The 18,371-nt window shown below is 64.3% G+C and carries 16 protein-coding genes, 2 tRNA genes, 1 rRNA gene and 1 other annotated feature; of the genes, 10 read left to right on the forward strand and 9 right to left on the reverse strand.

Annotation, left to right across the window (positions count from 1 at the left end):
- Positions 1-822, reverse strand: a sequence feature (23S ribosomal RNA rRNA prediction is too short).
- 304 nt (positions 823-1,126) lie between these two features.
- The 3 genes from KS03_RS12545 to KS03_RS12555 all read right to left on the reverse strand — a co-directional run bounded on the left by KS03_RS12545 (position 1,127) and on the right by KS03_RS12555 (position 2,916).
- Positions 1,127-1,202 (reverse strand) — tRNA-Ala (locus tag KS03_RS12545).
- A gap of 40 nt (positions 1,203-1,242) precedes the next feature.
- A tRNA-Ile gene (locus KS03_RS12550) sits at positions 1,243-1,319 on the reverse strand.
- Between the two features lie 64 nt (positions 1,320-1,383).
- Positions 1,384-2,916 (reverse strand): 16S ribosomal RNA (locus KS03_RS12555).
- A gap of 650 nt (positions 2,917-3,566) precedes the next feature.
- Here KS03_RS12555 and KS03_RS12560 point away from each other — a divergent pair.
- The 4 genes from KS03_RS12560 (at position 3,567) to KS03_RS12575 (ending at position 7,339) form a co-directional block, all read left to right on the forward strand.
- Positions 3,567-4,784 carry a DUF2863 family protein gene (locus KS03_RS12560; protein WP_015876507.1) on the forward strand — a complete coding sequence of 406 codons (1,218 nt, stop codon included), beginning with the start codon at positions 3,567-3,569 and terminating at the stop codon, positions 4,782-4,784.
- A 185-nt stretch (positions 4,785-4,969) separates the two neighbouring features.
- Positions 4,970-5,800: a response regulator transcription factor gene (locus KS03_RS12565; protein ID WP_015876508.1), complete on the forward strand. Its 831-nt coding sequence runs from the start codon at positions 4,970-4,972 to the stop codon at positions 5,798-5,800.
- A 60-nt stretch (positions 5,801-5,860) separates the two neighbouring features.
- On the forward strand, positions 5,861-6,535 hold the full coding sequence (locus KS03_RS12570; protein ID WP_015876509.1) for an energy-coupling factor ABC transporter permease: 675 nt from the start codon (positions 5,861-5,863) through the stop codon (positions 6,533-6,535).
- Positions 6,536-6,715: 180 nt separating this feature from the next.
- The gene (locus KS03_RS12575) at positions 6,716-7,339 is read left to right on the forward strand and encodes a BspC domain-containing protein (protein WP_015876510.1); all 624 of its coding nucleotides are present in this window, start codon (positions 6,716-6,718) and stop codon (positions 7,337-7,339) included.
- Positions 7,340-7,470: 131 nt separating this feature from the next.
- On the opposite strand, the gene KS03_RS12580 is transcribed toward KS03_RS12575, so the two are convergent.
- Complete coding sequence (locus KS03_RS12580; RefSeq protein WP_015876511.1) at positions 7,471-8,622, reverse strand: M14 family metallopeptidase; 1,152 nt, start codon at positions 8,620-8,622, stop codon at positions 7,471-7,473.
- 113 nt (positions 8,623-8,735) lie between these two features.
- Positions 8,736-9,518: a peroxide stress protein YaaA gene (gene yaaA / locus KS03_RS12585; RefSeq protein ID WP_015876512.1), complete on the reverse strand. Its 783-nt coding sequence runs from the start codon at positions 9,516-9,518 to the stop codon at positions 8,736-8,738.
- 57 nt (positions 9,519-9,575) lie between these two features.
- Between yaaA and KS03_RS12590 the strand changes: the two genes are divergently transcribed.
- Together KS03_RS12590 and KS03_RS12595 are read left to right on the forward strand one after the other, a co-directional pair.
- A complete protein-coding gene (locus KS03_RS12590; protein ID WP_026051413.1) occupies positions 9,576-10,067 on the forward strand; it encodes a putative toxin-antitoxin system toxin component, PIN family in 492 nt (163 codons plus the stop codon).
- 47 nt (positions 10,068-10,114) lie between these two features.
- Entirely contained in the window at positions 10,115-11,299 is a 1,185-nt protein-coding gene (locus tag KS03_RS12595) for a pyridoxal phosphate-dependent aminotransferase (protein ID WP_015876514.1), read from the forward strand.
- 27 nt (positions 11,300-11,326) lie between these two features.
- Here the strand turns inward: KS03_RS12595 and KS03_RS12600 are convergent, their stop codons facing one another.
- Positions 11,327-11,980 (reverse strand): glutathione S-transferase family protein, encoded by a 654-nt coding sequence (locus tag KS03_RS12600; protein WP_015876515.1) that lies wholly within the window; start codon positions 11,978-11,980, stop codon positions 11,327-11,329.
- A gap of 214 nt (positions 11,981-12,194) precedes the next feature.
- Between KS03_RS12600 and KS03_RS12605 the strand changes: the two genes are divergently transcribed.
- From KS03_RS12605 to KS03_RS12620, 4 genes are read left to right on the forward strand one after another with little or no spacing between them, the layout of a single operon-like run.
- Positions 12,195-12,986, forward strand: a complete 792-nt coding sequence (locus KS03_RS12605; protein ID WP_015876516.1) for an oxepin-CoA hydrolase, alternative type — start codon at positions 12,195-12,197, stop codon at positions 12,984-12,986.
- Between the two features lie 34 nt (positions 12,987-13,020).
- The gene (locus KS03_RS12610; RefSeq protein ID WP_015876517.1) at positions 13,021-13,740 is read left to right on the forward strand and encodes a histidine phosphatase family protein; all 720 of its coding nucleotides are present in this window, start codon (positions 13,021-13,023) and stop codon (positions 13,738-13,740) included.
- Between the two features lie 27 nt (positions 13,741-13,767).
- Positions 13,768-14,877 (forward strand): phosphotransferase, encoded by a 1,110-nt coding sequence (locus tag KS03_RS12615; RefSeq protein ID WP_015876518.1) that lies wholly within the window; start codon positions 13,768-13,770, stop codon positions 14,875-14,877.
- A gap of 54 nt (positions 14,878-14,931) precedes the next feature.
- Positions 14,932-16,167 carry an acyl-CoA dehydrogenase family protein gene (locus KS03_RS12620; RefSeq protein WP_015876519.1) on the forward strand — a complete coding sequence of 412 codons (1,236 nt, stop codon included), beginning with the start codon at positions 14,932-14,934 and terminating at the stop codon, positions 16,165-16,167.
- Positions 16,168-16,238: 71 nt separating this feature from the next.
- On the opposite strand, the gene KS03_RS12625 is transcribed toward KS03_RS12620, so the two are convergent.
- From KS03_RS12625 to KS03_RS12635, 3 genes are read right to left on the reverse strand one after another with little or no spacing between them, the layout of a single operon-like run.
- Positions 16,239-16,733: a MaoC family dehydratase gene (locus KS03_RS12625; protein WP_015876520.1), complete on the reverse strand. Its 495-nt coding sequence runs from the start codon at positions 16,731-16,733 to the stop codon at positions 16,239-16,241.
- Positions 16,730-17,188, reverse strand: coding sequence for a MaoC family dehydratase (locus KS03_RS12630; protein WP_015876521.1), 459 nt, complete (start codon positions 17,186-17,188; stop codon positions 16,730-16,732). Before KS03_RS12630 ends, KS03_RS12625 begins: the two co-directional genes overlap by 4 nt.
- Before the next feature lie 47 nt (positions 17,189-17,235).
- On the reverse strand, positions 17,236-18,369 hold the full coding sequence (locus tag KS03_RS12635; RefSeq protein ID WP_015876522.1) for an acyl-CoA dehydrogenase family protein: 1,134 nt from the start codon (positions 18,367-18,369) through the stop codon (positions 17,236-17,238).
- Positions 18,370-18,371 lie beyond the last annotated feature (2 nt).

The raw sequence follows: 18,371 nt of genomic DNA on the forward strand, positions 1-18,371 counted from the left end.
ATAGTTTTCGGAGAGAACCAGCTATTTCCAAGTTTGTTTAGCCTTTCACCCCTATCCACAGCTCATCCCCTAACTTTTCAACGTTAGTGGGTTCGGACCTCCAGTACGTGTTACCGCACCTTCATCCTGGCCATGGATAGATCACTTGGTTTCGGGTCTACGCCCAGCAACTGAACGCCCTATTCGGACTCGCTTTCGCTACGCCTGCCCTATTCGGTTAAGCTTGCTACTGAACGTAAGTCGCTGACCCATTATACAAAAGGTACGCCGTCACCCCTTACGAGGCTCCGACTGTTTGTATGCATGCGGTTTCAGGATCTATTTCACTCCCCTCCCGGGGTTCTTTTCACCTTTCCCTCACGGTACTGGTTCACTATCGGTCGATCACGAGTATTTAGCCTTGGAGGATGGTCCCCCCATCTTCAGACAGGATTTCACGTGTCCCGCCCTACTTGTCGTACACCTAGTTCTTTCATACTGTTTTCGCCTACAGGGCTATCACCTGCTATGGCCGCACTTTCCAGAGCGTTCGGCTAACAATACAAATAAAGAGTACAGGCTCTTCCCATTTCGCTCGCCACTACTTTGGGAATCTCGGTTGATTTCTTTTCCTGCGGTTACTTAGATGTTTCAGTTCACCGCGTTCGCTTCACATGACCTATGTATTCAGTCATGGATACTCCAAAAGGAGTGGGTTTCCCCATTCGGACATCTACGGATCAAAGCTCGTTTGCCAGCTCCCCGTAGCTTTTCGCAGGCTACCGCGTCCTTCATCGCCTGTGATCGCCAAGGCATCCACCACATGCACTTGTTCGCTTGACCCTATAACGAGTCTGTCTCGCTCTCCCGAAGGAGATGACAGCCGCTACAGGTTGAGTTCTCGCATTTGTGCCGTATTCCAATTGAGCCGAACTTGCGTTCGAATCATCTTGAGATACATCGATACAATCACAACCCGGATAACTTCCACGCCCATCTCAAATAAGCGCTTCCGCTATCCACTTTACTACTTCTTCCAGATTGTTAAAGAACGACAGCCGATAAGCGCTACTTCTCGCTCATCCTCTGACTGGCTCAATCGCCAATGACAACTGCTCAGCATCCCTGAACGTTTGTCATTGAAGATTGGTGGAGGCAGACGGGATCGAACCGACGACCCCCTGCTTGCAAAGCAGGTGCTCTCCCAGCTGAGCTATGCCCCCTTCCCTACAGAGACTACCCAGGTGTTCCGTGTCAGACAATTGGTGGGTCTGGTTGGATTCGAACCAACGACCCCCGCCTTATCAAGACGGTGCTCTAACCGACTGAGCTACAGACCCCTGAGTCTGTCTTGATCAACAGCCGATAAGCGTGAACGCTCAATGTATGCGGAATAAGCTCGAGAAAGGAGGTGATCCAGCCGCACCTTCCGATACGGCTACCTTGTTACGACTTCACCCCAGTCATGAATCCTACCGTGGTGACCGTCCTCCTTGCGGTTAGACTAGCCACTTCTGGTAAAACCCACTCCCATGGTGTGACGGGCGGTGTGTACAAGACCCGGGAACGTATTCACCGCGGCATGCTGATCCGCGATTACTAGCGATTCCAGCTTCATGCACTCGAGTTGCAGAGTGCAATCCGGACTACGATCGGTTTTCTGGGATTAGCTCCCCCTCGCGGGTTGGCAACCCTCTGTTCCGACCATTGTATGACGTGTGAAGCCCTACCCATAAGGGCCATGAGGACTTGACGTCATCCCCACCTTCCTCCGGTTTGTCACCGGCAGTCTCCTTAGAGTGCTCTTGCGTAGCAACTAAGGACAAGGGTTGCGCTCGTTGCGGGACTTAACCCAACATCTCACGACACGAGCTGACGACAGCCATGCAGCACCTGTGTATCGGTTCTCTTTCGAGCACTCCCGAGTCTCCTCAGGATTCCGACCATGTCAAGGGTAGGTAAGGTTTTTCGCGTTGCATCGAATTAATCCACATCATCCACCGCTTGTGCGGGTCCCCGTCAATTCCTTTGAGTTTTAATCTTGCGACCGTACTCCCCAGGCGGTCAACTTCACGCGTTAGCTACGTTACTAAGGAAATGAATCCCCAACAACTAGTTGACATCGTTTAGGGCGTGGACTACCAGGGTATCTAATCCTGTTTGCTCCCCACGCTTTCGTGCATGAGCGTCAGTATTGGCCCAGGGGGCTGCCTTCGCCATCGGTATTCCTCCACATCTCTACGCATTTCACTGCTACACGTGGAATTCTACCCCCCTCTGCCATACTCTAGCCTGCCAGTCACCAATGCAGTTCCCAGGTTGAGCCCGGGGATTTCACATCGGTCTTAGCAAACCGCCTGCGCACGCTTTACGCCCAGTAATTCCGATTAACGCTCGCACCCTACGTATTACCGCGGCTGCTGGCACGTAGTTAGCCGGTGCTTATTCTTCCGGTACCGTCATCCCCGAAGGATATTAGCCCTCAGGATTTCTTTCCGGACAAAAGTGCTTTACAACCCGAAGGCCTTCTTCACACACGCGGCATTGCTGGATCAGGCTTTCGCCCATTGTCCAAAATTCCCCACTGCTGCCTCCCGTAGGAGTCTGGGCCGTGTCTCAGTCCCAGTGTGGCTGGTCGTCCTCTCAGACCAGCTACTGATCGTCGCCTTGGTAGGCCTTTACCCCACCAACTAGCTAATCAGCCATCGGCCAACCCTATAGCGCGAGGCCCGAAGGTCCCCCGCTTTCTTCCGTAGATCGTATGCGGTATTAATCCGGCTTTCGCCGGGCTATCCCCCACTACAGGACATGTTCCGATGTATTACTCACCCGTTCGCCACTCGCCACCAGGTGCAAGCACCCGTGCTGCCGTTCGACTTGCATGTGTAAGGCATGCCGCCAGCGTTCAATCTGAGCCAGGATCAAACTCTTCAGTTCAATACCTGTTACTGTTTTCGGTTCCGTTAAGAACCGGTCGCTCACTCAAAGCTGACAGGTTATGAATTGCTTCATCAACCTGACTTACTTTTGTGTGAGACTCTTGATACTTTTGCTTCCCGATCCGAAGATCAGGTCCGCGTCGATCAAGCGCCCACACTTATCGGCTGTTAATTTTTAAAGAGCATTTCCACCGATCCGACCGAACTGTTCGGCCTTCCCGGCAGCGCTGCGTTGTCAGCAGCAGAGAAGTGAGATTATGATCAACGTTTCGCAGCGCGTCAACTACTTTTTTGCTCGCCGCGATCCACTTCTTCGTCGATCACTTCCCTTCGGCCGGTTCCACTGGCTGCCCAACCTCGGCGCCCCGCTTCTCCCACCTTGCTTCCCTTTCCGCACCGCGTTTCCGGCAGCGCGAAAGAGGCGTGATTTTAAGCACGTGTGCGCCATCGTGCAAGAGGAAAATCGAACAATCTTTCCTAAGCGCGTATCGGGCGGCAAATTTCGGAGCCGCCAATTCCAACCGATCAACCGCCGACATCGGCCACCGCCGACGATGAATTCATCGGGACTTCCCGACGATTCGCTGCATACTTCTGGAACGGACTAAAATGATGGGTTCAACGCACCCACCTAATCCATTCAGATCTATGCGCCAGCGAACCGCCAAACGCCTTCCCCCCGATGCCGACAAACTAGTCGGACTGTCGCTCGCGCTGTTCGCCTCCGGCAGCCGTGTCGAGGACCGGTTCTGGGAAGCGAAGCTCGACGCGCTACTCACCAAGGTGATCCGCAACGGCAATCAGACCACGCTCGATGCGGCGCTCGACCATCTGCAACAGAATCACCCCGACGCCTACGGGGCGCTCGCCGATATGGCCGAAACCCACAGCGAATCGCTGCTGGTGGAGCATGAGGACAGGATGCATGAGGCCCTGTTGGTAGCCGTGCCAATCCTCGCCTGGACGCGCTATATGATTCCGTCGGGCCCGATCAAGACGGAGATCGCGGACGTGCTGCGCACGCATCTGCAGGCGCACGTGCTCGCCGAGCACGCACATGTGGCGCTGGCGCCCTTCCTGTACAGCATCGACCAGTTGCCTCGCCATCATGTCGAGGCCTATCGTCTCACGCAGCAATTGGCACAGGCCGCACTCGGCGGCCAACCCCCGCGCCTCAACTTCGGCGACCTGCCCGAAACCTCTCCGATCCTCGCCGACCCGCGCTTCCTGCTGGCCGTAGTCGCCACGCCCGCCGGCTCACCGATGTTTCGCTGGCAAGAAGAAGACCAGGGCGTGCGCATCGAGCGCAGCCAATGCCTCGAGCAATGGACGAGCCAAGGGGGCGGCAATCTGTCGAACGCGCTGCCCGGCTGCGAATTCGAGTGCCTGCTGCCGGATGCCTACTATTCGGCCTGCCGCGACGCCGACGAGCGCGTGCGCCCGCATACGGTCCGCACCGCGATCCGCTATCTGTTCGACACGATCGGCGCGGCGCCGCAGGAACTTCGAGCCGTGGTCGCGGGCTTCGGCGAACGCCGCATCGACGAATATCGGATTGGCTTCACGCGCCGCGGCAGCAACGACGTGATCTACGGCGTCGTATGGCCGCTCTATGGGCGCGAAAACGGCGACATCGCCGCCGAGGACACCATGCTCGAGACCGAGACGCCAGTCGACGGCCCCGTCGAGGAAATCGTCTCGCTGCTGAGGGAAACCGGCGTCACCGACATCCGTCGCCACGCCAGCCGTTTCGAGCCGGAGTACTGCGACGATTGTGGCGTTCCCTTGTACGCCGACCCCCTGGGTGAAATCGTCCATGCGGAAATGCCGGAGGACGCATCGCCCGCTCAGCCGCATTTTCACTGAGTCGCAGCACCGACCCGCGTCACCGTCAGTGACAAAGAGCCGCCCGAGGGGCGGCTCTTTTTTTTCGCATACTGACATTTCCGCTTATGTCGTTTGGCTAGGCCGACACGGCACAAGCGTTTTGTCATCATGGCCTCAGCATTTCAGGTCATCACCGACAAACGCAACGATTAGAGAGGCAACAAATGCGATTCATGGTGTTGAGTTCCGACGCGGAGCGCCGCGATGGTCTGAGGGCCCTGCTCAGGCAAATCGACCGACATGGCGGCCACAACGATGCCAAGGACTGGCGGCAGGCCATGCGCCTCGTCCGGCAACAAAGCTTCGACCTGATCGTCGTCGACTTCCTTTCTGCGATGCGGCTCGACGATCTTCGCGCATTGTGCGGGGCCTGCGCCCCGACACCGGTGGCGATGCTGGTCGACACGACCTCGCCCGCCATCGCGCCGGACCAGTTCTCGACCGGCGTGCAAGGCGTCGTGCCGCGCGGGATGGGCGCCCATCTCGTGATCCGCGCCTTCGAGATGGTCCTGCTCGGCGGCTACTACGTGCCACCCTGCGCACTGAATCTGCTCGACGCCGACGCGGCCGAGCAGCGCGCCACACGCCGCCTGGGCAGCATTCCACTGCGGCGCCAGCCCAGCATCGGCACGCTTTCGCCACGTCAGGCCCAGATCATGCGCTTCGTCCACATGGGCAACACGAACAAGATGATCGCACGCACACTCGGCATCAGCGAAGGAACCGTCAAGATCCATCTCGCCAGCATCTTCCAGCAACTGGGCGCCACCAACCGCGCCGCTGCCGTCGCCATCTACAACGGCTGGCTGCCGTCCCATCTGGAAGTGCTGATCGCCGAACGCCGGGGCCAGCCGCGGCCAACTCTCGGCGCGCCCTGCCCGATCCCGTTACGCGCCGCTAGATCTCGAGGCAAGTACCGGCCTATCACGTTCGACGGCCCCCATCTGCCGATGGTCGCCGAGCCGGAGCCGGCGACGCTGAAACGCAACACCTAGACTCGCGCCTGGCGTCGATTCGATTCCCATTTTTTTGCGTCAACGAGTAAGATTAAACGCATGGGTTTCCTCTACACGCCGCTTCCGCTCTGGGTCGCCGCCGGTGGCTGGGTCGCTGCCGTGGCCGTACTCGTGCTCGCGTCATGGGGACGTCCTTTCAGCCGGCTCAGGGATCCGACGCTGCAACATGTATGGTGTGCGCTGATCGCCACCATTACGGTGCTGTGGGCGTCGAATGCGTGGCTCGACGACGGGCTCGTGATGCATCTGCTCGGCGCGACGCTGATCGCCACGCTGTTCGACTGGACGCTCGCCCTGATCGCGATGGGTGCCGTTACCGGTATCGCCGCGGTGGTGTTCGACGCGACCTGGCAGGGTATCGGGTTGAGCTATCTCGTCTACGGTGCGCTGCCGGTGGCCGTATCGACGCTGCTACAACGCGCCACGGTTGCCTGGCTGCCGCACAGCCTGTTCGCGTTCATCGTCGGGCAAGGCTTTATCGCACCGGCCATCACGATCGGCGTGGTCGCGGCGGCCGCGGCTGGTGTGCAACTCGGGCTCGCAAACGGCTCGACGATCGTCATTCCGGCCGGCTATGGCCTGAACACGCTGCTGCTCGCGCTGGGCGAAGCCTGGTTCACCGGCATGGCGACGGCGCTGATCGCCATCTACAAGCCAGCCTGGGTCACCACCTTCGACGTGCGCCGCTACCGCCTGGGCGGCCCGCGCGCCTGAAATCCACTGCGGCTTCCAATGCATGAGCCGGCCCTGTTTGGAACGACGGAGGCGCCATTACCGAAGCTTTCGCCGTCATTTGCGGGAGGCAGGTCAATAAAATTGCGCTAAGATTGAACTCCTGATCTTCGCCGGGCATCTTACCTACCCGGTGTCTCCATTCCGCACTTTCGAATCCTGATGGACAGCTTCCCCGCCCAACGTCTATTCGGCGTGTTCGGCAAGCTGGCAGCCTGTGTGGCAGGCCTGTCGCTTGCGCTTTCCGCCCCGGCCTTCGCCGATCTGCTCGATCAGCGTACCGAACTGATCAACAAATACATCACCGAGATGCATGCCGATCCGCTCGTCGCCGACTGCGCGGCGCACGGCAACTTCATCGCGAGCACCTCGAGTGCGTTCGACCATGTCGAATTTCCCCCCAGCGCGTTCGACAACGGCAACGCGACGATCACGCCCTGGAACGACTCGTTCGACGCCGGCAAGCAGCGCGTGAAGGTCGACAACATCGTAACGGTCGAAGGCATCGGCATCCCGCAGAACGGCGGTGATCCTTCGAGCCTGAAATTCCGCTGCGGCTATGTCGGCAACCAGATGCTCGCGTTCAGCTGGAACGATCCCGTGCCGCCCGCGAAGCCTCACGTCGAGCGTAGCTCGTCGTCGAAGCATCGCGTCCATGGGCATGGCGTGCGTGGCAAATCGAAAGCGAAGGCGTCTGGCAAGACGTCCCGCAAGTCGACCGCGAAGAAGTCGGGCAGCACGGCGAAAAAAGCCGTGAAGAAGAAGTCGACTGCGAAAAAATCCTGATTCAGACGAACGGGAGGCAGCCCGCCTTCCGACGCAGACGAAACAAAAAGGCCGGGATGCTTGCGCATTCCGGCCTTTTTGTCATAAGCGCCAGTCGATGGCGGCTCGCCGCCGCCACACCTCGCGTCACGTCACGCGAATCGCTCGATCTGGTTCAGGATCGGCAGCAGCATCGCCGCACCGAGCGCCGCGCTGCGCTCACCGTTCCAGCCCACGCGCTCGTCCGGCAGGTCGGCGTTGTCCTTGAACGGCATCTCGAGCGTCAGCGACAGGCAGCCGAACGCATGGCCGACGTATTTCGAGGCAAGCTTCAGCGCATCCTCTCGATACTTGGAGGCCGGATAGCCGTAGCGGTCCTGGAAATCAGGGCTCGCCTGCTTGAAGGCGGCGACGAACGCCTGCTGCTCTTCGCGCTGACGGTCGGTGAAGCCGGGCAGCATCTCGGAACCTGCCACGAACACATACGGCAGATCCTCGTCGCCATGGATGTCGAAGAACATGTCGCAGCCGATCGCATGCAGTGCGTCGCGCACGACGTACACCTCGGGACTGCGCGCGGCGTCGGGCTCCATCCATTCGCGGTTCAGGTTCGCGCCGACCGCGTTGGTCCGCAGGTTGCCGAGCACGCTGCCGTCCGGGTTCATGTTCGGCACGATATAAAACGTCGCGTGGTCGTAGAGCTTGCGCGCCACCGCGTCGCCGGCCCAGTCGCCCCAGCCGGCGAGCCGCTTCACCAGCCCCTCGACGAACCATTCGGCCATCGATTCGCCGGGATGCTGGCGCGCGATCACCCAAACCTTCTTCTTCGTGTCGGCCTCGTCGGGCGTACCGAGCACGAGCAGCGACATGGGCCTCCCCTGGACGCTGCGGCCGAGCTCGACTACGCTCGCCTGAGGCATCTGCTGGATAGCGCCGAGAAACTCCGAGCGGCGCTCTTCGCTGTACGGTTCGAAGTAGGCGTAGTAGATGGTGTCGAATTCCGGCGTGTGATCGACCGTCATCACGGTGCCGTCGAACTCGGTCGGCACGCGAAACCAGTTCACGCGGTCGTAGCTCGCCACCGCACGATAGTCTCGCCAGCCGGCCGGATAGGCGCAGGCGTGCGCGTTCTCGAATGCGATCACGCAACGCTCGCCGCGCGCACCGGACAGGCGAAAGTAGAACCACTGCGCGAATTCGGACTGATTGTCGCCGCGAATGCGCAGCCGGATCGCATCGGGGCGCTCGCACGCCACGACGTCGATCGCGCCGGCATCGAATTGGCTCGTGATCGAAAGGCTCATCTCATCTCCAGAAAGCGGCGCCCTCGCGAGGCACCGGGTAAAGGCCAGGCCGAGGCGCCCAAGCCGGCCCGCCAACGAATCGTGGGCAGGCCGGGCTCGCGGCCCGCCGCGCGTCACGCGTCGAGCCGGCGGCGGAACACGTAGGTCGATTCGTTCGATGCCTGCGCATCGAACGCGTACCCCTCTTCGGCAAACTCCTTGAGCTGCCCGGCCGTCCCGATGCGGTTCGTCACGGCGTAACGCGCCATCAGGCCGCGCGCCCGCTTCGCATGAAAGCTGATGATCTTGTAGCGCCCGCCCTTCCAGTCCTCGAAAACCGGCGTGATCACGGGTGCCTCGAGCAGCTTTGGTTTGACCGCCTTGAAGTACTCGTTCGACGCGCAGTTCACGAGCACGCGGGCGTCGCCGTCGCGCGAGGCCAGCTGCGTGTTGAGGGCGCGCGTGATGCGCTCGCCCCAGAACGCGTACAGGTCCTTGCCGCGTGCGTTCTCGAAGCGCGTGCCCATTTCGAGCCGATACGGTTGCAGCAGATCGAGCGGCCTCAGCAGGCCATAGAGCCCCGACAGCACGCGCACGTGCTGCTGCGCGTAATCGAGGTCGGCGGCCGACAGCGTGCGGGCGTCGAACCCCTCGTACACGTCGCCGTTGAACGCGAGCACCGCCTGCTTCGCGTTCGCGGTGGTGAAAGTACGCGACCAGTCGGCATAGCGCCCGTGGTTCAGGCGCGCGAGCGAATCCGAGATGCCCATCAGCGTCGAGATCTGCTGCGGCGACAGTTTACGCAGTCCATCGATCAATTCAGCCGCATCGTCGACGAAATCGGGCAGCGTGTGCGCGGAAATGTGGGGCGCGGTCTCGTAATCGAGCGATTTCGCGGGAGAGAGAACGATTATCATAGAGGCTCGCCGGCACGCGGTGCGGTGCCGTCAGACGAAAACCACCGATTGTAACGAATGCCCAGCTCCCACGCTCCACGAAACGGCCGCCGCGTGGTGCTCGACTCGAACGTCTGGATCGATATCCTGGTGTTCGACGACCCTGCCACGCGTCCGATCCGCACCGCGCTCGAGCAAGGCGCGCTCGTCGCGCTGATCGATGCGCGCTGCCTGCGCGAGCTCGAACGCGTGCTCGATTATCCGCAATTCGCACCGCGCCAGATCGACAAGGCCGCCGCGCTCGTCACCGTCGCACGCCTGGCCCGCCTCGTCGAAACCGCCGAGCCCGCATCCGACGAGGCACGGCCGCTGCCGAAATGTCGCGATCGCGACGACCAGAAGTTCCTTGAGCTCGCTCGCGCCATCGAGGCCGACTGGCTCGTCTCGAAGGATCGCGCATTATTGAAGCTGTCGCGCCGCACCGAACGCGATTTCCTGTTCCGGATCCTGCAGCCGGCGCCGTTCGTCGCCGCCTGCGGCCTGGCGGCGGCCGAACCTGCGCCGGCCTGAGCCGCACCGCCCGGCAGCGCCCGCCCCCACTCCACCGCCGAGACACGATGAACGCACCGTCCGCCATGCCAGCCACCCTGCCCGCCACGCCCGCCGTCGTTTCCCGCCTGCCGCAGGTCGGCACCACCATCTTCACGGTGATGAGCGCGCTCGCCGCCGAAAAGGGTGCGGTGAATCTCGGCCAGGGCTTCCCCGATTTCGACTGCGATCCGGCGATCATCGATGCCGTCGCCAACGCGATGCGCGAGGGGCACAACCAGTATCCGCCGATGACGGGCGCCGCGCCGCTGCGCGAAGCGATCGCGGCAAAGATCGAGCGGATCTACGGGCGCCGCTACGACGCGGCGGGCGAGATCACGGTTACGGCCGGCGCGACGCAGGCGCTGCTGACGGCGATCCTCTGCGCCGTGCATCCGGGCGACGAGGTGATCGTGGTCGAGCCCACCTATGACAGCTACCTGCCGTCGATCGAGCTGGCGGGCGGCAAGCCCGTGTTCGTCACGCTGGAGGCACCCGACTATGCGATTCCGTTCGACCGGCTCGCGGCCGCGATCACGCCCAGGACCCGCCTGCTGCTGATCAACACGCCGCACAATCCGACCGGCACGGTCTGGCGCGAGGCCGACATGCGCCGGCTGGAGGAGATCGTGCGCGGCACCAAGGTGCTGATCCTCTCCGACGAGGTGTACGAGCACATGGTGTACGACGGCGAGCGGCACGAAAGCGTGGCGCACTATCCGGAGCTGGCGGCACGCAGCTTCATCGTATCGAGCTTCGGCAAGACCTACCACGTGACGGGCTGGAAGGTAGGCTATGTGGCGGCACCGGCCTCGCTGACGGCCGAGTTCCGCAAGGTCCACCAGTTCAACGTGTTCACCGTCAACACGCCGATGCAGGTGGGGCTTGCGAATTACCTGCTCGATCCGCAGCCGTATCTGACGCTGCCCGCGTTCTATCAGCGCAAGCGCGACCTGTTCCGCGAGGGGCTAGCCGCGACGCGCTTCAAGCTGCTGCCGTGTGCGGGCACCTACTTCCAATGCGTCGATTATTCGGCGATCAGCGACCTGCCCGAAGCCGAATTCGCGAAATGGCTGACGGCCGAGATCGGCGTCGCCGCAATCCCCGTCTCGGCGTTCTATCACGAGCCGCGCGAGTCGGGCGTGGTGCGCTTTTGCTTCGCGAAGCGCGAAGCCACGCTCGCCACCGCGCTCGAACGGCTGGCGCGGCTGTAGGCACGCGCCGCCGGGGGCCGCGGCACGTCAGCGCTTCACGCCGTTGGCCTCGATGTGCGCCTTGCGGTCGGCCGTCACGCGCTGCGCGGCGGGCCGCTCGCCCACGCGCTTCGAATACGCCTTCCAGTCGATCCCGGCTTCGAGCACCAGATCGCGGCCGTAGACAGCCTTCGTCGCGAGCCCGACGAGCGGCAGGTGGATATAGGCGGCCACATCGGCGATGCCGTAGGTGTCGCCGAGCAAGAATGGCTCGAAGCGGCTGAGCCGGCGAAACGCGGCCAGCGCGCTCACCAGTTGCCGCTCGACGCGCTCGCGCGTCTCGTCGCTGGCCGTGCCGCCAAAAAATGCCTGCCCGTACAGGTCACGCGCCACCCATTCGAGATAGAGTTCGATGAAGATCGTGACTTCGCGCACCTTGGCCGCCTCGAACGGATCGGCCGGAAACAGCGCCTTGTCCGGATAACGCGCGGCCAGATACTCGACGATCGCCTGCGACTCCGAGAGCGCGCCATGCTCGGTGCGCAGGAACGGCACCTTACCGAACGGCGAAGCGGCCAGCGCATCGGAATCGCGCAGCGGCAACGGCAAAGGTTGCTCCTCGAAAGGAATCTCGTATTCGAGCAGCACGAGTTTCACCTTGTTGTAGTAGTTCGATAGCGGATAACCACAGAGTTGCAGCATCGTCTCTCTCCTGACGGTGAATCGACGCGTGAGCCATTCTCACGGTACCAGCGGCCCGTCGCGACGTGCCGAATAGCACGTTCGTGCTAGTCTAAAGCACTTCGTCGCCGCGGCAACCGGACGCGCACCCAGAAATGTATCGCGCGCGCCGGTATCGCGGCAGCACGCCCCTTCTGCCGCCAACCACGAGACGGCCTATCAGGAGACACATCGCATGAGCGCCGAACTGCTCGCGTCCCGCCCCGTCGACAGCGCGTCGACTCTCGTCCTGACGCTGTCCAACCCCGGCGCGCGCAACGCGCTGCATCCCGACATCTACGCGGCCGGCATCGAGGCGATGAACGCCGCCGAGCGCGACGCCTCGATCGGCGCGGTAGTGCTGACCGGTGCCGATCGCTTCTTCTGCGCGGGCGGCAACCTCAACCGCCTGCTCGAAAATCGCGCCAAGGCCCCGGCGGTGCAGGCCGCGAGCATCGACCTGCTCGGCGAATGGATCACCGCGATCCGCGCCATGTCCAAGCCGGTGATCGCGGCGGTAGAGGGCGCGGCGGCCGGTGCCGGCTTCTCGCTCGCGCTCGCCTGCGATCTGATCGTCGCCGCCGACGACGCCAAGTTCGTGATGTCCTACGCGCGGGTCGGGCTGACGCCGGACGGCGGCGGCTCGTGGTTTCTCGCGCGGGCGCTGCCACGGGCACTCGCGACCGAACTCTTGATCGAGGGCAAGCAGACCAGCGCGAAGCGCCTGCACGATCTCGGCGTCGTCAACCGCCTCGCGCGCCCCGGCAGCGCACTCGGTGACGCGCTGGCCTGGGCTGACGAACTCGGCGGCGTCTCGCCGAATGCCATCGCGCGCGTGAAGGCGCTGCTCGCGCAAGCCCCCGACCATTCGTTGGCCACCCATTTGGCCGCCGAACGCGACCACTTCGTGGCCTCGCTGCACCATCCGGACGGACTCGAAGGCATCACCGCGTTTCTCGAGAAGCGCCCGCCCTCCTACACCCGCTGATTACGCGCCCCCGCCCATGCCCGCCGACTCAGACATGACCGCCTACGCCCTGCCCAAGCGCCGCCGCATCTACCTGATGCGCCACGGCGACGTGACCTATTTCGATGCCGCCCGCCAGGCGATCGATCCCGATACCGTGCCGCTCAATGAACTCGGCCGAGCCCAGGCGTGCGCCGCGGGCCGCGCGTTCGCCTCGCAGTCGATCCGCTTCGACCGCGTCATCACGAGCGGCCTGCACCGTACCGTCGAGACGGCCGCCCTGGTGCTCGCGCAAACCGGCCAGTCGATCGACCTCGAGGTCGAGCCGGCCTGGCGCGAGATTCGCGGCGGCCATCTGGCGGATCTGCCGCCCGAGAGCGTCGAGGCGGCGTTTCTGGGCGCGCTCGACGGCATCGTGCCCGACCACGTCCCGTTTCTCGGCGGCGAGACCATCGGCGAGCTGATCGATCGGGTCCTGCCGGCGCTCGCCGCGCTGCGTGCCGACCCGAGCTGGGACACCGTGTTGCTGGTATTGCATGGCGGCGTGAACTGCGTGCTGCTCTCGCATGCGACGCTGCCCGAGCAACGTCTGTTCATCGGCCGGCTCGCGCAGTCGACCGGCTGCATCAACGTGCTCGACGTCGGCGCTCACGCGCATGACTGGGTGATCCGGCAGATCAACTACACGCCGCCCGACGCGCTGCACCGCGACGCACGCAACACCGTGATGGAAGTGCTCTACCAACAGTTCGTCGAAGCGAACGCGGGCCGCTGAGCCCACGCCGCGCAACCGGAGGCAACGATGACACAATCGCCGCAGCACCCGGCAGCGAACCCGGCCGACACCACCGCGTTCGAGGGCACCGGGCCCGTGAGCGCCGCGCAGCGCATCGACGGGCCCGCGCTCGACGCCTGGCTCGCGGGCCACGTCGAGGGCTACGCCGGACCGCTGTCGATCGAGCAATTCCGCGGCGGCCAGTCCAATCCGACCTTCAAGCTCGTCACGCCGGCACGGCACTACGTGCTGCGCGCCAAGCCGGCGCCGGCGGCGAAGCTGCTGCCGTCGGCGCACGCGATCGAGCGTGAATACCGCGTGATGGCCGCGCTCGACGGCACCGCAGTACCGGTGCCGCGGGTGCTCGCGCTCTGCGAGGACGAAACCGTGATCGGCCGCGCGTTCTACGTGATGAGCTGCGTGGAGGGGCGTGTGTACTGGGACCCGTCGCTGCCCGGCATGACGCGCGCCGAGCGGGCCGCGCACTACGACGAGATGAATCGCGTGATCGCCGCGCTGCACGCGCTCGATCCGCAGGCCCTCGGCCTCGGCGACTACGGCAAGCCGGGCAGCTATTTCGCGCGCCAGATCGCACGCTGGAGCAAGCAGTACCTGGCTTCGGAGACCGAGCCGATCGATGCAATGCACCGGCTGATCGAATGGCTGCCGCAACATCTGCCGCCCGGCGATACCGGCCGCGAGCACACGTCGATCGTGCACGGCGACTTCCGCCTCGACAACCTGATCTTCGCGCCCGACGCGCCGCGCGTGCTGGCCGTGCTCGACTGGGAACTGTCGACGCTCGGCGACCCGCTCGCCGATTTCTCGTATCACTGCATGACCTGGCACGTCGAGCCGGGGCGCTTTCGCGGCGTGGCCGGCCTCGACTGGGGCGCGCTCGGAATTCCCGACGAGGCGGCCTACATCGCGCGCTACCGCGAGCGCACGGGCTTCACGATCGAAGGCGACTGGCACTTCTATCTCGCCTACAACATGTTCCGGATCGCCGCGATCCTGCAGGGCATCATGAAGCGCGTGGCCGAGGGCACCGCATCGAGCGCACGCGCGCTCGATGCCGGCCGGCAGGCCCGCCCGATGGCCGAACTCGCGTGGCGCTACGCGCAGCGCGTGGCCTGACGAGCCGGCCGCCGCTCCGCTTTCGATCAACGATCCACTCTCAGCGAGGTTGCGATGGATTTCGATTACTCCCCGAAGGTCGATGTACTGCGCGAACGGCTGATGGCGTTCTTCGACGCGCACATCTATCCGAACGAGCGCGCCTTTCACGACGAGATCGCGCGCAACCGGCGCGACGGCAACGCATGGCGCCCCGTCGGCCTGCTCGAGACGCTCAAGCACGAGGCGCGCGAGGCCGGGCTCTGGAACCTGTTCCTGCCGGCCTCCGACCGCGGCGCCGGGCTTTCCAATCTCGACTACGCGCCGCTCTGCGAAATCATGGGACGCGTGCCGTGGTCGCCCGAGGTGTTCAACTGCAGCGCCCCCGACACCGGCAACATGGAGACGCTCGAACGCTACGGCGACGACGAGCAGAAGCGGACCTGGCTCGAGCCGCTGCTAGACGGCACGATCCGCTCGGCGTTCCTGATGACCGAACCCGAGGTGGCCTCCTCGGACGCGACCAACATCCGCACGCGGATCGAGCGCGACGGCGATGAATACGTGATCAACGGACACAAATGGTGGTCGTCGGGAGCGGGCGACCCGCGCTGCAAGCTCTACATCGTGATGGGCAAGACCGACCCGGAGGCGCCGCGCCACACCCAGCAGTCGATGATCCTGGTGCCGTCGGATGCGCCCGGCGTCAAGGTCCATCGTCCCCTCAGCGTGTTCGGCTACGACGACGCGCCGCACGGCCACATGGAGATCACGCTCGATAACGTGCGCGTGCCGGCCGCGAACCTGCTGCTCGGCGAGGGCCGCGGCTTCGAGATCGCGCAGGGCCGGCTGGGACCGGGCCGGATTCACCATTGCATGCGCCTGATCGGGCTGGCCGAGCGCGCGCTCGAATTGATGTGCCGACGCGCGCTGCAGCGCGTCGCGTTCGGCAAGCCGATCGCCGAACAGACGGTGACGCAGGAGCGCATCGCCGAGGCGCGCTGCCTGATCGATCAGGCGCGGCTGCTCACGCTGAAGGCTGCCTACATGATGGACAAGATCGGCAACAAGGGCGCGCGCGGCGAGATCGCGATGATCAAGGTGGTGGCGCCGAACATCGCGTGCCAGGTGATCGACTGGGCGATCCAGGCGCACGGGGGCGGCGGCGTCAGCGACGATTTCCCGCTCGCCTACGCCTATGCCTCGGCGCGCACGCTGCGTTTCGCCGACGGGCCGGACGAGGTGCACCGCAACGCGATCGCCAAGCTCGAACTGGCGCGCCACGCCGCGGCGGCCGGCCAGACCGGCTGAAGACGGGCGAATCGGCGAAGCGCAGAGTCAGCGGCGGGCAAGGCACGGCGGGACCGGCACCGCGCCGCCCGTCAGAACAGATGCAGCGTGATGAACTCGGCCGCGCAGGCGAGCGCCGGCTCGCCGGTCGAATCGACCTGCACCGCGACCGACCATGAGCATTGCAGGCCGCCCTGCTTGCCGTCGGTGGCGGTCTTCACCGAGAACAGCCCGCGCACCTTGGCGCCGACCGGCACCGGCCGCAGGAAGCGCACGCGGTTCAGACCGTAGTTCACGCCCATTTTCTGCTCGAACTCGATCGCGTCGACCATCAGCGCCGGGATCAACGACAGCGTCAGGAAACCGTGCGCGATCGGCGCGCCGAACGGCGACTCGCGCGCGGCCCGCTCGGGATCGACGTGAATCCACTGATGATCGCCGGTCGCGTCGGCAAAGCGGTCCACACGTGCCTGCTCGATCGTGATCCAGCGGCTCGCGAAACCGTCGGCGCCGACCAGCTCGCGCAGGGCCTGCACCGACGCGATACGCGGCCGCCCGGCGCGCTCGCCCGCCGCTTCGCCGCTCATGCGCTCGCCTGCGGGTTGCGCAGCCCGAAGATCACCTTCGACTGCACCGTGATCACGGTCTCGCCGTTCTCGTCCTTGCCGATCCATTCGGTCGTCACGATGCCGCGATCGGGGCGGCTCGCGGACAGCCGCTTGTCGACGATGCGCTGGAACATCGTGATGGTCGCACCGGCACGCACCGGCTTGAGCCAGCGGATTGAGTCGATGCCGGGCGAGCCCATGCCGGTGGAGTCGCTCAGTACGTTGCGCACCAGCATGCCCATGAATACCGCGCAGGTGTGCCAGCCGCTCGCCACCAGGCCGCCGAACGGCGAGGCCTTGCCTGCCGCCTCGTCGAGATGGAACGGTTGCGGATCATAGCGCTGCGCGAACTCGACGATGTCCTCGGGCGTGAACGTGTGCCGGCCGACCTCGGTCAGCGCGCCGACCTCCAGATCTTCGTAACCGATCCTCATGCTTCTCTCTCCTGTTGGCATCCGGTGGGGTTGATGGAACTGCCTCATCAGACCGCATCGTATTCGAAAAAGGACGGCAAGGCGGCAAACCGGGCGAGGTGGTGGTCGACATCGCCCAGCGTCGTCTCGATGATTGCGAGCCGCTTGAACAGATGCGCCGCCGCGACTTCCTGCGTCATGCCCATGCCGCCGTGCAGCTGGATTGCCTGCTGGCCGACGAAACGCGCGGCCTGACCGATGCGCGCCTTCGCGGCCGACACGGCGCGCCGCCTGAGGTCGGCGTTGGCGTCGGCGTAGCGCACCGCGGCCAGATAGGTCAGCGAACGCGCCTGCTCGGTCTGGATCAGCATGTCGACCATCCGATGCTGCAGCACCTGGAAGCGCGCGATCGGCATGCCGAACTGCTCACGCGTCTTCGTATAGTCGAGGGTGGCGCGGTTCAGCGCATCGAGCGCGCCGAGCGCTTCGGCGCACAGCAGCACGATGCCGTAGTCGGCGATCCGCTCGAGCGCGGCGGCGCCGTGCGTGCCGTCCACGATCCGGCGCGCCGGCGTGGCCGCGAAGCGCAGCGTGGCCGCGCGCTGGCCGTCGATGGTCCGATAGTCGTCGGCGGTGGCACCGGCCGCGCCGCGCTCGACGACGAACAGCGCGATCGTGCCGTCGGGCTGCCTCGCCGGCACGATCCACGCGTGCGCCTGCGCGCCGTGGCGGACCACCGCCTTGGTGCCGTCGAGTCGAAAGCCGTCTCCGTCGGGCTCGGCGCGCGTGTCGATCGTGTCCAGCTCATAGCGCGCGCCCGGCTCGTCGAACGCCACGGCCAGCACGGCATCGCCTGCGGCCGCGCGTTCGAGCAGCGCGGCGTCGGCGGCATGACCGCTCGCGGCGATCCGCAGCGCCTCGACGCCGACCGCCGTCGCCCAGTACGGCTCGACCACGAGCGCCGCACCGAGCGCCTGCATCGCCACCAGCATGTCGACCGTGCCGCCGCCGAGGCCGCCGCAGGCCTCGGGCACCGGCAGCGCGGTCAGACCCAACTCGGCGAACGCTCGCCACTGCCCGGCCGAGACACCGGCCGCCGAAGCGACGATCGCCTGCCGCGCGTCGAACCCGTAACGCTCGTCCAGATAGCGACGCAGCGCATCGGCAAACTGCTGTTGCTCTTCGCTGAAGGTGAAGTCCATGC

Source organism: Burkholderia glumae LMG 2196 = ATCC 33617 (genome assembly GCF_000960995.1).
GTDB classification, from domain to species: domain Bacteria; phylum Pseudomonadota; class Gammaproteobacteria; order Burkholderiales; family Burkholderiaceae; genus Burkholderia; species Burkholderia glumae.

Bases quoted from the DNA above. Each gene is read 5' to 3' on its own strand.
- KS03_RS12575 (WP_015876510.1), top strand. From the start codon at position 6,716: ATGGACAGCTTCCCCGCCCAACGTCTATTCGGCGTGTTCGGCAAGCTG.
- KS03_RS12600 (WP_015876515.1), bottom strand. From the start codon at position 11,980: ATGCTGCAACTCTGTGGTTATCCGCTATCGAACTACTACAACAAGGTG.
- KS03_RS12570 (WP_015876509.1), top strand. From the start codon at position 5,861: ATGGGTTTCCTCTACACGCCGCTTCCGCTCTGGGTCGCCGCCGGTGGC.
- KS03_RS12610 (WP_015876517.1), top strand. From the start codon at position 13,021: ATGACCGCCTACGCCCTGCCCAAGCGCCGCCGCATCTACCTGATGCGC.
- KS03_RS12625 (WP_015876520.1), bottom strand. From the start codon at position 16,733: ATGAGCGGCGAAGCGGCGGGCGAGCGCGCCGGGCGGCCGCGTATCGCG.
- KS03_RS12560 (WP_015876507.1), top strand. From the start codon at position 3,567: ATGCGCCAGCGAACCGCCAAACGCCTTCCCCCCGATGCCGACAAACTA.
- KS03_RS12595 (WP_015876514.1), top strand. From the start codon at position 10,115: ATGAACGCACCGTCCGCCATGCCAGCCACCCTGCCCGCCACGCCCGCC.
- yaaA (WP_015876512.1), bottom strand. From the start codon at position 9,518: ATGATAATCGTTCTCTCTCCCGCGAAATCGCTCGATTACGAGACCGCG.
- KS03_RS12580 (WP_015876511.1), bottom strand. From the start codon at position 8,622: ATGAGCCTTTCGATCACGAGCCAATTCGATGCCGGCGCGATCGACGTC.
- KS03_RS12565 (WP_015876508.1), top strand. From the start codon at position 4,970: ATGCGATTCATGGTGTTGAGTTCCGACGCGGAGCGCCGCGATGGTCTG.
- KS03_RS12635 (WP_015876522.1), bottom strand. From the start codon at position 18,369: ATGGACTTCACCTTCAGCGAAGAGCAACAGCAGTTTGCCGATGCGCTG.
- KS03_RS12615 (WP_015876518.1), top strand. From the start codon at position 13,768: ATGACACAATCGCCGCAGCACCCGGCAGCGAACCCGGCCGACACCACC.
- KS03_RS12630 (WP_015876521.1), bottom strand. From the start codon at position 17,188: ATGAGGATCGGTTACGAAGATCTGGAGGTCGGCGCGCTGACCGAGGTC.
- KS03_RS12590 (WP_026051413.1), top strand. From the start codon at position 9,576: ATGCCCAGCTCCCACGCTCCACGAAACGGCCGCCGCGTGGTGCTCGAC.
- KS03_RS12620 (WP_015876519.1), top strand. From the start codon at position 14,932: ATGGATTTCGATTACTCCCCGAAGGTCGATGTACTGCGCGAACGGCTG.
- KS03_RS12605 (WP_015876516.1), top strand. From the start codon at position 12,195: ATGAGCGCCGAACTGCTCGCGTCCCGCCCCGTCGACAGCGCGTCGACT.